Origin of the sequence: Burkholderia sp. WP42, from assembly GCF_000745665.1 — a bacterium.
Taxonomy (GTDB): Bacteria; Pseudomonadota; Gammaproteobacteria; order Burkholderiales; family Burkholderiaceae; genus Burkholderia; species Burkholderia vietnamiensis.
This window is the reverse complement of record NZ_KN050724.1, coordinates 407733-419336: the sequence shown is the minus strand read 5'-3', so window position 1 is coordinate 419336 and position 11604 is coordinate 407733. Positions and strand designations below refer to the sequence as shown.

At 66.5% G+C, this 11604-nt stretch carries 10 protein-coding genes and 1 pseudogene; 5 read left to right on the top strand and 6 right to left on the bottom strand.

What is annotated here, in order from left to right:
* Both EX20_RS26455 and gcvA read right to left on the bottom strand, forming a co-directional pair.
* On the bottom strand, nucleotides 1-254 hold a 254-nt coding region (locus EX20_RS26455; protein ID WP_034195259.1), incomplete at its 3' end, for a transposase.
* 404 nt (nucleotides 255-658) lie between these two features.
* The gene (gene gcvA, locus EX20_RS26450; RefSeq protein WP_014725325.1) at nucleotides 659-1558 is read right to left on the bottom strand and encodes a transcriptional regulator GcvA; all 900 of its coding nucleotides are present in this window, start codon (nucleotides 1556-1558) and stop codon (nucleotides 659-661) included.
* Between the two features lie 119 nt (nucleotides 1559-1677).
* On the opposite strand from gcvA, the gene EX20_RS26445 reads away from it, so the two are divergent.
* Nucleotides 1678-2382 (top strand): SDR family oxidoreductase, encoded by a 705-nt coding sequence (locus tag EX20_RS26445; RefSeq protein ID WP_014725324.1) that lies wholly within the window; start codon nucleotides 1678-1680, stop codon nucleotides 2380-2382.
* A 58-nt stretch (nucleotides 2383-2440) separates the two neighbouring features.
* On the opposite strand, the gene EX20_RS26440 is transcribed toward EX20_RS26445, so the two are convergent.
* Nucleotides 2441-3580 (bottom strand): patatin-like phospholipase family protein, encoded by a 1140-nt coding sequence (locus EX20_RS26440; protein ID WP_011882551.1) that lies wholly within the window; start codon nucleotides 3578-3580, stop codon nucleotides 2441-2443.
* Between the two features lie 633 nt (nucleotides 3581-4213).
* Between EX20_RS26440 and EX20_RS26435 the strand changes: the two genes are divergently transcribed.
* Nucleotides 4214-5968: an ABC transporter permease gene (locus EX20_RS26435; RefSeq protein ID WP_034195258.1), complete on the top strand. Its 1755-nt coding sequence runs from the start codon at nucleotides 4214-4216 to the stop codon at nucleotides 5966-5968.
* An 11-nt stretch (nucleotides 5969-5979) separates the two neighbouring features.
* Nucleotides 5980-7326: an ABC transporter ATP-binding protein gene (locus EX20_RS26430; protein ID WP_014725322.1), complete on the top strand. Its 1347-nt coding sequence runs from the start codon at nucleotides 5980-5982 to the stop codon at nucleotides 7324-7326.
* 49 nt (nucleotides 7327-7375) lie between these two features.
* Here EX20_RS26430 and EX20_RS26425 read toward each other — a convergent pair whose 3' ends face one another.
* A complete protein-coding gene (locus EX20_RS26425; RefSeq protein WP_034195257.1) occupies nucleotides 7376-8254 on the bottom strand; it encodes a MurR/RpiR family transcriptional regulator in 879 nt (292 codons plus the stop codon).
* Between the two features lie 186 nt (nucleotides 8255-8440).
* Entirely contained in the window at nucleotides 8441-8614 is a 174-nt protein-coding gene (locus EX20_RS32295; RefSeq protein ID WP_155624709.1) for a hypothetical protein, read from the bottom strand.
* On the opposite strand from EX20_RS32295, the gene ggt reads away from it, so the two are divergent.
* Both ggt and EX20_RS26415 read left to right on the top strand, forming a co-directional pair.
* The gene (gene ggt / locus EX20_RS26420; protein ID WP_034195256.1) at nucleotides 8613-10364 is read left to right on the top strand and encodes a gamma-glutamyltransferase; all 1752 of its coding nucleotides are present in this window, start codon (nucleotides 8613-8615) and stop codon (nucleotides 10362-10364) included. The genes EX20_RS32295 and ggt overlap by 2 nt on opposite strands.
* Nucleotides 10358-10570, top strand: a pseudogene (locus EX20_RS26415) (dicarboxylate/amino acid:cation symporter); the annotation flags it as partial. The gene ggt and the pseudogene EX20_RS26415, both read left to right, overlap by 7 nt.
* 111 nt (nucleotides 10571-10681) lie before the next feature.
* Here the strand turns inward: EX20_RS26415 and EX20_RS26410 are convergent.
* On the bottom strand, nucleotides 10682-11065 hold the full coding sequence (locus EX20_RS26410; protein WP_034195254.1) for a YXWGXW repeat-containing protein: 384 nt from the start codon (nucleotides 11063-11065) through the stop codon (nucleotides 10682-10684).
* Between the last annotated feature and the right edge of the window lie 539 nt (nucleotides 11066-11604).

Genomic DNA, 11604 nt, shown 5'->3' with positions numbered 1-11604 from the left:
CGGCGCAGTTCCTTGACCTCACGCTCCAGGGCCTTGATGCGTTCACGCTCGGCCGTGCTCACGCCATCACGTTCCCCACGATCGATCTCCTCGCGCTTGACCCAATCCAGCAGCGTCTGCGGCGTACAGCCGATCATCGGCGCAATCGATTCGACCGCCGCCCACATCGACGGATGTTCGCTACGCTGCTCACGTACCAGACGCACTGCGCGCTCCCGGACTTCCGGGGAAAACTTGGTTGCCTTCTTGTTCATGGCTCGATTCTCTCAAGAATCCGAGCCTCCACAAAATTCGGTGCGGGTCAAACTTCCCCGAACGGGCGATGCTTCGCTTCGGCATGCAGCCATGCCACGCCTGCGTCACCGACAACCTCGCGTGATCGTCTATTGATCAGTGTTTCCATAGAGACGGTTTCACAAAGACGCGTAGCTACTGTCCCTCAGTGCGTCCCCGTTTAATGTCTCGTCCAAACCCTCCGTCGCCATTGCCGAGTGTGGAGTCTTGTGTGCCTTCGACTGCAACGCGGTCGCGTTTCCGACTCGAGTACAGACTTTCTACGATTTCCGGCAACGCGGCGGGACACCCGAAGACCGTACTGGCAAGGAGTCGAGGTACGGACACTTTTGTGCGCACACATCGACGGCGCGTCCCGCATCGCTCACGCAGCCGCATACTGCGCAAACAGCCACCGCCGCATGGCTTCGAGCGTATCGGACTGCGCATTCGCATTCGGAAAGACGACGTAAAAGCCGAGCGACATCGGAAACGAAAAATCGAATACGCGCCGCAGCCGGCCTTCGGCGATATCGCGCTCGACGAGCGGCTCGCTCGTCAAGGCGATGCCCTGGCCGGCGATCGCGGCGTCGATCGCGAGCAGCGACTGACTGAAGCGCGGGCCCTTGGTCGCGTCCACGCGGCCTCGTCCGCCGAGCTTGTCGACGAATTCGGGCCACAGATCGTGCGCGTCGTGCAACAGCACGTGCGTCGACAGATCGTCGATCGAGCGGATCGGCGGCGCGCCGTCGAGCAATTTGGGGCTGGCGACGGCGAACACGTCGAGCGGCGACAGTAACTGCGCGGTCAGCCCGGCGGGAAACGGCGGCTTGCCGAGCCGAATCGCGATATCGACGCCATCGGCCCGGAACGATGCGAGCCGCTCGTCCGCGACGACGCGCACTTCAATGTCGGGATGCTGCCGGCCGAAGTCGGCCAGCCGCGGAATCAGCCATTTCGACGCGAACGACGGCGTCGTGCTGACCGTGAGCGCCGCCGGCCGCTGGCCGAGCGCTTGCGTCGCGTCGGCGATCAGCTGCAGCGCGCGCTGGACCGACGAGAAATACTCGAGCCCGTCGCGCGTCAGCGCGAGCCCTCGCGGCAAGCGCCGGAACAACTGTACTTGCACCGCGTCCTCCAGATGCCGGACCTGCTGCGCGACGGCGCCCTGGGTGACGCCGAGTTCATCGGCGGCGAGGCGAAAATTCAGGTGGCGCGCGGCGGCCTCGAACGCGCGCAGCGCATTCAGCGGCGGAAACCGACGGGCATTGGACAGCGCCTTCATGCAGTAGAAAACCTACAGGGTAAATGCAGAAATGATCGTTCGACAGGCCGATTATAGAGGCCTAGAGTGGCGCTTTTGCACACGTCGGTAGCGTTGCGCCGACCATTCTGGAGAACGGCATGACTGTAGAAAAAGTGGCGTTGATCACGGCGGCGGGCAAGGGCATGGGTGCGGCGATCGCGCGCGACCTCGCGAACCACGGCTATCGCGTCGCGCTGATGTCGCCGTCCGGCAGCGCGGTCGAGCTTGCGACGGAACTCGGCGGTTTCGGCATCGCGGGCTCCGTCACCGACGACGCGGACATCGAGCGCTTCGTGAGCGGCACGCTCGCGAAATACGGCCGCATCGACGCGGTCGTCAACAACACCGGGCATCCGCCGAAGGGCGATCTGCTCGCGATCGACGACGCCAAATGGCACGAAGGGCTCGACCTGATCGTGCTCAACGTCGTACGCGTGCTGCGTCGCGTCACGCCGGTGTTCCTGCAGCAGGGCGGCGGCGCCGTGGTCAACATCTCGAGCTTCGCGGCCGATGCGCCCGAGCAGCCGATGCCCGTGTCGTCGGCGCTGCGGGCGGCGCTCAGTGCGTTCACGCGGCTGTACGCGGAGCGTTACGCGAAGGACAACATTCGCGTCAATTCGGTGCTGCCCGGCTTCATCGACAGCTGGCCGGAGACGCCCGAGATCGTCGCGCGCATCCCGGTCGGCCGGTTCGGCAGGACCGACGAGATCGCGCAGACGGTGACGTTCCTGTTGTCCGAAGGCGCCGGCTACATCACCGGGCAGAACCTGCGCGTCGACGGCGGCATCGTGCGCGCGCTCTGAGCGGCCGCGCGAGCGCGCGCCGCGGGCGGCACCACGCGACGCCGCCGCGCGGCGCGCGTCAGTTGTGCCGTTCGCCGATCCGGTTTTCTTCCGGGCTCCACACGCTCAAGCCCTCGGTCGGATCCATCGGCCGTTCCCACGGCCGCGCGGCGATCGCCTGCATCGTCGCGTCGAAACCGGCCTGGCGGCGCGCGGCAATCCCGTCCGGCGTGAAATCGATGTCCTTCCACTGATCGTCGCCGTCGAGTCGCGGCGCCGCGAGCTTGATGACGCGCATCGTGGTCTGACAGCCCCATGCGGCGAGCGCCTGCACGTCCGCCGACGCGCGCTCCGGCTCCGGCACGCGCATCACCAGTTCGTTGATCACGTGACGCAGCCGGTGAATCTGCTGCTGCCGCGCGATGTTGCCGTCGGTGCGGCTCGCATACTGGATGTCCTTCTGCCGCTCCGACACCTGCCAGATGCTCTGCGGCTCGGGGCCGACCGGATTCCACATCTGCACCGAGAAGATGATCGAGCTGCGGCGCGGCGCATCGTCCAGCACGACCTCGACCGGCGTATTCGAATAGATGCCGCCGTCCCAGTACGGCGCGCCGTCGACGCGCACGGCCGGGAACGCGGGCGGCAGCGCGCCGGAGCTCATCACGTGGTCGAGGCCGAGCCGGCGCTCGCGGGAATCGAAATAGCGCATCGCGCCGGTGCACGCGTTGACCGCGCCGACGGTGACGCGCGGCCGGCCCGCATTCAGCAGCTCGACGTCGATCAGCGAAGCGAGCGTGTCGCGCAGCGGCTCGGCCACGTAGTACGACGCGTGCTCGACGCCGACGTGCGCGAGCGGCCCGAGCCACGCGGCAGGGTTCGGCCGAAAAAATCCGGGCAGCCCCGCGCCGATCACCGCGAACTCGGCGCCGATCTTGTTCCAGGTCGTCGGCAGGCCCGGCACGTTCACCGCGGGGCGTTCGGTCACGTGACGCCAGAACTGTGCGATCCGCTGCGCGCGCTGCGCCGGCGCGTTGCCGGCGATCAGCGCCGCGTTGATCGCGCCGATCGACGTGCCGATGACCCAGTCGGGCTGGATGCCCGACGCGTTCATCGCTTCGAACACGCCGAGCTGGTACGCACCCAGTGCGCCGCCGCCTTGCAGCACGAGCACGACCTGGCCGGGCAGTTTCGGGTGTGCGGGTTGACTCACCGTCATCGTTCGCCTCGCGGTCGGTGACGGCCGGCGGGCGCCGGCCGGATGGAAGCAGTGTAGGCGATGGCCGGCGGCGCCTGCGCTGCGCGGTGCGTTGCCCGATGCCGCGGCGTACGAAGGGGGCGAGCGCATTTGAGTGGCGGATGCGCGTTTCGCCGATGGCGCGAGGCGGCTTCGCATCGAAGTGCTTCCTGCTGCCGTCATCGGCATCGAAGCGGACCTGCGATCGCGATACGCCGAATGCATGCCGGCCGGCCACTTCGACGGGCGGATCGTGCGCGCACTGGCGAGCGCCACGTGGCTTCTGTCTGCGACGTTCAATGCGAAGCGAAAGCTGTCGCGCTGCGCCAACGTTTGCGACCGGTTCCGCGACCGGCAATGTGTTGCATGTCAATGTCCTGTAAGTGACACGTCACATTTGCGTCATGCCGGCCCGATAGCCTGCGACACCGAATCGTCACTCCGGAGCCCATGATGCCGAACCTCGCGGCAACGGAACCCCGCGCCGCGGCTCGCTGCCGCGCGTCCGCCGTTGGCGTCTGCCGACGGCCTGCCTGGGGCCACGCACGCTGACGCGGCCATCGGCTGCGCGCGCGGCCGCTCCCATCGATTTTCAATTTCACCCACACGCTACCGATGGATATCCGCTTCTTCGATCCGAATCGCACCGCCAATGCGTCCGCGTGGCGCGTGCTGCCCAACCGCTGGGACGCGGTCGCGTTTCCGCTGATCATCGGCATCCTCGCGATGGCGATCGTCGGCTTCCACGAAACGATGGCGCCGATCGCGACGCTGCAGACGCAGAAGATCTCGCTCGATCCGTCGAACCTGCCCGAATACGCGTTGCGCACCACGCTGCGGATGCTCGCCGCGATGGTCGCGTCGCTCGTGTTCACGCTCGGCTACGGCACGCTCGCCGCGAAGAGCCGCCGTGCGGGCATGGTGCTGATTCCGATCCTCGACATCCTGCAGTCGGTGCCGGTGCTCGGCTATATCTCGTTTACGGTCACGTTCTTTCTCGCGCTGTTTCCGGGCCGCGTGCTCGGCGCGGAGCTCGCCGCGATCTTCGCGATCTTCACGAGCCAGGCGTGGAACATGACGTTCAGCTTCTACCAGTCGCTGCGCACGGTGCCGCGCGATCTGAGCGAGGTGTCGCGCGGCTTCCACCTCACGCCGTGGCAGCGCTTCTGGAAGCTCGAAGCGCCGTTCTCGATGCCGGGCCTGATCTGGAACATGATGATGTCGATGTCGGGCGGCTGGTTCTTCGTCGTCGCGTCGGAGGCGATCACCGTCGGCAACCGCACGATCACGCTGCCGGGCATCGGCGCGTATCTCGCGCAGGCGATCGCCGACAAGAATCTCGCCGCGGTCGGCTGGGTGATCGTCGCGATGTCGGTCGTGATCCTCGCATACGACCAGTTGCTGTTCCGGCCGCTCGTTGCGTGGGCCGACAAGTTCCGGATGGAGAACACCGCGTCGGGCGACGCGCCGCAATCCTGGCTGCTCGACATGATGCGCCGCACGCACCTGATCCATCAGCTGCTGGTGCCGGCCGGCTGGCTGCTGTCGCAGGCGGCGCGCATTCCGCTGCGCGCGCCGTCGGTGACGCTCGCGCGGTCGCGCGGCAAGTCGTCGCGCCGGTCGTCGCGCGTCGGCGACCTCGTGTGGGCCGCCGTCGTGATCGCGTTGACGCTGTATGTCGCGTGGCGCGTCGTCGGCTTCGTGGCGACCGGCGTCACGCTGGCCGAGGTCGGCCACGTGCTCGTGCTCGGGCTCATCACGCTGCTGCGCGTGCTGGTGTTGATCGCGATCGCATCGGTGGTGTGGGTGCCGCTCGGCGTGCTGATCGGGCTGTGCCCGAAGCTCGCCGAGAAGATCCAGCCGCTCGCGCAGTTCCTCGCTGCGTTCCCGGCCAACCTGCTGTTCCCGGTGTTCGTGATCGTGATCGTCCACTTCCACCTGAACGCGGACATCTGGCTGTCGCCGCTGATCGTGCTTGGCACGCAGTGGTACATCCTGTTCAACGTGATCGCGGGCGCGATGTCCTATCCGAACGACTACAAGGAAGCGACCAAGAACTTCCGCATCCGCGGCTGGCAGTGGTGGCGTCAGGCGATGCTGCCTGGCATCTTTCCGTACTACGTGACGGGCGCGATCACGGCGTCGGGCGGCGCGTGGAACGCGAGCATCGTGTCCGAATTCGTGCAGTGGGGCGACACGAAGGTCGTCGCGCACGGCCTCGGCTCCTATATCGCGCAGACCACCGCGGCCGGCGACTTCCCGAAGATCATCCTGGGCATCGCGGTGATGTCGCTGTTCGTTACGCTGTTCAACCGTCTGCTGTGGCGTCCGATGTACGCCTATGCGGAATCCCGGCTCCGTCTCGATTGAGAGTAAGCGCGATGCAAAACCCCACCGTAATCAACGCCCCCGTCCAGACGTCCCAGCCGCTTCAGCCGCCGCGGCCCGGCGCCGAAATCCTGCGCGTCGACCACGTGAGCCGCGGCTTCAACAAGACGCAGGGCGAATTGCTCGTGCTCGACGACGCGAACCTGTCGCTGCGCGAAGGCGAAATCGTCGGGCTGCTCGGCCGTTCCGGCTCGGGCAAGTCCACGTTGCTGCGGATCATCGCCGGGCTGATCGAGCCGACCGGCGGCGAAGTGACCTATCTCGGCAAGCCGCTGACCGGCCCGGCCGAGGGCGTCGCGATGGTGTTCCAGACCTTCGCGCTGTTCCCGTGGCTGACCGTGCTGCAGAACGTCGAAGCCGGCCTCGAGGCGCTCGGCGTGGGCGCGCGCGAGCGCCGCGAGCGCGCGCTGGCCGCGATCGACCTGATCGGCCTGGACGGCTTCGAAAACGCGTACCCGCGCGAGCTGTCGGGCGGCATGCGTCAGCGCGTCGGCTTCGCGCGCGCGCTCGTCGTCGATCCGACCATCCTGCTGATGGACGAGCCGTTCTCCGCGCTCGACGTGCTGACGGCCGAGACGCTGCGTACCGACCTGCTCGACCTGTGGACGCAAGGCCGCATGCCGATCAAGTCGGTGCTGATCGTCACGCACAACATCGAGGAAGCGGTGTTCATGTGCGACCGGATTCTGGTGCTGTCGTCGAATCCGGGGCGCGTGATCGCGGAGATCAAGGTGCCGTTCAAGCATCCGCGCAACCGGCTCGATCCTGAGTTTCGCAAGCTGGTCGACGATATCTACGCGAAGATGACCGCGCGCCAGACCGGCGAGGCGACCAAGAAGGGGCTCGAACTCGGCAGCTGGTTGCCGCAGGTGTCGACCAACCTGATGGCCGGTCTGATCGAAACGCTCGCGATGGCGCCGTACCACGGCCGCGCCGACATGCCCGAAATCGCGCGCACGCTGCATCTGGAGATCGACGATCTGTTCCCGATCGCCGAAGTGCTGCAGTACCTGGGCTTTGCCGACGTGCGCGAAGGCGACGTGTTCCTGACGCCGCCGGGCCGCGTGTTCGCCGAGTTCGGCACGCAGGAACGCAAGCTGATGTTCGCCGATCATCTGCTCAAGCACGTGCCGCTCGCCGCGCGGATCAAGAAGGTGCTGAACGAACGGCCGGGCCATCGCGCGCCGCGCGTGCGCTTCGAGCAGGAGCTGGAGGATTTTCTGCCGGACGACACGGCCGAGGAAACGCTCGACGCGGTGATCGACTGGGGGCGTTACGGGGAAGTGTTTTCGTACAACGACAAGACGGAGGTGTTCAGCCTCGAGGACGTCGAGAGCTGACGCTTCATCGCCGCTGATGCGCGGCGACCGATGCGGCGCGCCGCGCCGCTCACTCCGGCAGGTCCCACCGGTCGGCATCCTGCGCGCCGCCGCCCGTACCGAGCCGCTCGATCTTCTCCATGCGCTGCCGCGCGAGTTCCGGCAGCCGGTTCGTGACGCCGATCACGAGCGCCTCGGCGAGCGCGAGCGCGGGCACGTTGGTCTGCAACATCGCGAACGGCCGCCCGAGAATCCGCAGCACGATTTCGGCGAACGCGCTGATCGGCGAGCGCCATTCGTCGGTGATCAGCAGCACGCGCACGCCGAGCGCGTGCGCAGCCTGCGCGAACCGGACGCTGTCCTTCTGATAGCGGCGAAAGTCGAAGATCACGAGCACGTCGCCGGGCTCCATGTCGGCCAGCGACACCGACGCGACGTTCACGTTCGGCTCGACGTAGTGCACGTGCGGCCGCGCATACGCGAGCGTGAACGAGAACAGCGAGGCGAGCGGCGCCGTATAACGGCCGCCGCCGCAGAACACGCGCACCTCCGGCGCCGCGAGCAGCGCCACCGCGGCGTCGAACGCGGCCGCGTCGAGCCCGTCGATCGTCGTCGCGAGCGATTGCGACAGCCGCTCGAAGATGGCCGCATGACTGTCGCGCATGCCGGTTTGCGAATGAAACGCGTCCATGCGCGCGAGCGGCGAGTTCATCGCCGCGTCGATCTCGTCGTGCAGCGCCTGCTGAAACGACGAGTAATTCGGAAAGCCGATCCTGACGACGAAGCGAAACACGGTCGGGTCGCTCACTTCGGCTTGCTTCGCGAAGCTCGCGATCGGCCCGAGCCCGAGGCTCGGGTAGCGATCCAGCAGCGCATGCGCCACCTTCTGTTCCGACGGCGTGAAGCTATCCATCTGCGATAGCAGCAACGCCCTGATGCTTGTCCCCATGGGCACCCCGGCTGGCTCGTGCTGAACGACGAACGGCAGAGCTGCGTCTGCCGGCGAGCGTGCATGGTAGCCGATGGGCGCCGCGCGAGGCGGGCGGCCCGGCCGTTCCGACGCAAGCATCCAGGCGACGCGCCGCTCCGCCGATCGTGTAACGAATCAAACATTCTCCGATCTCGCGCGCGGGTTTCACGCAGAAAGCACGGTAAGTCCCCTAGTTTTTGACGGAAAAATGCCGATGCTATGATCGCAGCCTTGCTGAAATGTATCGTTCATTACATTCGACCGGAGCCGGATCGGCCGGCCGCCCGGCGCATCGCGCATCCCGGCATCGCCGGTCAATCGTGTGGAGGATTTCGTCATGAGACGGCTCGTCGTACTCACCTTGTTGTCGGCCGTCGGCGCATGCGCGTTCGCGGCTTCGGAGCCCGCGGTGGAAGCCACCCACGGCATGGTCGTGTCGTCGCAGCATTTCGCGTCGCAGATCGGCGTCGACATCCTGAAGGCCGGCGGCAACGCGGTGGACGCGGCCGTGGCGGTCGGCTACGCGCAGGCGGTGACCAATCCGTGCTGCGGCAACATCGGCGGCGGCGGTTTCATGACTGTGCATCTAGCAGACGGCCGCGACCGCTTCATCAATTTCCGCGAGACGGCGCCGGCCGCGGCGTCGGCGAACATGTACCTCGACGCGAACGGCAACGTGATTCCGAACCAGAGCCTGTACGGCTATCGGGCGGTCGGCGTGCCGGGCACGGTCGCCGGCCTCGACCTCGCGCAGCGCAAGTACGGCAAGCTCACGCGCAGGCAGGTGATGGAGCCGGCGATCCGGCTCGCGCGCGACGGCTTCGTGCTGACGCGCGGCGATACCGACATCCTCGACACGACGATCGAGCGCTTCAGGAAGGACCCGGAGGCCGCGCGCATCTTCCTGCGCGCGGACGGCACGCCGCTGCAACCGGGCGACCGCCTGGTGCAGAAGGACCTCGCGCGCACGCTCGAGCGCATCGCGGAGCGGGGCCCGGACGCGTTCTATCACGGCGAGATTCCGAAGCTCGTCGAAGCCGCGTCGACGAGCGGCGGCGGCGTGATCACGGCGGCCGACTTCGCGTCGTATCGCGCGCAGGACATCGCGCCGCTGACCTGCACGTATCGCGGCTACGAGTTCGTGTCGGCGCCGCCGCCGAGTTCGGGCGGCGTGACGATGTGCGAGACGCTGAACGTGCTCGAAGGCTACGACCTGCGCAAGATGGGCTACCAATCGGCGGCCGTCGTCCATTACATGACCGAGGCGATGCGCCACGCATACGAGGATCGCAACACGCTGCTGGGCGACCCGAACTTCATCGACAATCCCGTCGCGAAGCTGACCAGCAAGCAGTATGCGGCCGAGATCCGCAAGCAGATCAGCGACGACGCGGCGACGGCGTCGGTCGACGTGCAGCCCGGTATCGGCGTGCACGAGAAGCCGGAGACGACCCACTATTCGATCGTCGATCGCGACGGCAACGCGGTGTCGACGACGTACACCGTCAACGGCCGCTTCGGCGCGGTCGTGATCGCGCCGGGCACCGGCTTCTTCCTGAACGACGAGATGGACGACTTCACCGTCAAGGTCGGCGCGCAGAACCTGTTCGGGCTCGTGCAGGGTACGCGCAACTCGATCGCGCCGGGCAAGCGTCCGCTGTCGTCGATGGCGCCGACGATCGTGAAGAAGGACGGCAAGGTGTTCATGGTGGTCGGCTCGCCGGGCGGCTCCCGGATCATCACGATCACGCTGCAGACCGTGCTCAACGTGATCGACTACGGGATGACGCCGCAGGATGCGGTCGGCGCGCCGCGCATTCACCATCAGTGGCTGCCCGACGAGGTCTATTACGAAACCCGCGGCCTGTCGCCCGACACGCTGTCGATCCTGCGCAAGATGGGCTACAAGATGGTCGAGCAGACGCCGTGGGGCGCCGCCGAGCTGATCCTGCTGGGCCTGCCGGGCACCGAGGTGGCGAGCCGCCAGAGCTCGGGCAACGACGCGTCGGTGTCGGGCAACGTGCGCGTCGGCTATCTCTATGGCGTCAACGATCCGCGCCGTCCGGCCGGAGCCGCGATCGGGTATTGATCCTCGGTGTCGACACGTTTCTCGACATGGGGCGCTCGGTTACCAACGTGGTCGGAAACGGGATCGCGAGTGAGGTGGTCGCGAAGGGGGAAGAGGAACCGATGACGGAGTCCGAGGCGCTTGTGCATGCCGTGCATTTCGACGCGGAACTCGAACGGCGCAACGGCTACGTCGGCTATGGAGGCGGGCGCGCGGCGTCGGTTTGAGCGGGAGGTTTGCGTTGGCGGTGGGCGGTCGCTGGTCGCTGGTCGCCGGGTGCCGCGAGCAGCACCGCGCGGTATCGCTTTCGGCGTTGCGTCCGCCGACCGCGCCGACGCCTATCGCCAGCCACCTTCGACGTAGACCCAGCCCGGCCCCTGGCGTCTCCAATAGCCAGGCACCCAGCGATGTCCCGGGCGGCGCGCGACCCAGCGGCCCGACACCCAGATGTATTGGCCGCGCTGCCAGCGCCAATACCCGTCGGTCCAGACGTAGCCATGCGGCTGAGGCGGCGGCGGCCGGCGATCGTGTCGCGGCGTCGGCGGCGCGAAGCGCGGGCGATCGGCGTAAGGCCGGTCGCCGGGCCCGTGATCGGGGCCGGGCCGGGGCGGAGGGCGATAGCCCGGCGGCGCGGGTTGCGCCGATGCGCCAGGCAGCCAGCCGCCGATGCCGGCCACGGCCGCGGTCAGTCCGATGGTGCGCAGCCACGAGCGTCGATTCATTTGCGGGTCCTCTTTATATGCAACAGAAGTGGGCCTTACCTTAGCGCGCAGCTTCGGTCCTCGGGTTACGGTGGCCGTTAAGGCTGTTACCGCATGTCACCGCCTCCTGCGGACCGCGGCCCATGGCCGATGCGGGTTTCGTTTGAGGACTTCGCCATGCTGATTGCCCCGCTCGAGGCCGTCTCGGAGTGTTTACCGTTCGATGGTTGAGTGTTTAGCCCCCGCAACCCCAATATTTGAGATCCGAATGGGTAAAAATTACCGTTTTTGGGTGTATCCACGGATTCCGTTTGTTGTTTCTATGCAACCGTCAAGACGATGACACGAAAGAATGATGGGATGAAAGGCTTCAAAAAGAAGTCGTCAAGAGGTCAAAAAAATCCTTTAAAACAAATACTTATGAAGTGCCCCTGATTTGATTATTTCTAGTTCAGGAAAAGGTTATTTCTTTATTTGCGGATCGCTGCCCTAGGGTACACCCCTAAACTCACGGTTCCCAAACGGGCAACTCTCCGGGCGCAGCCAGCAGGACCGATGGC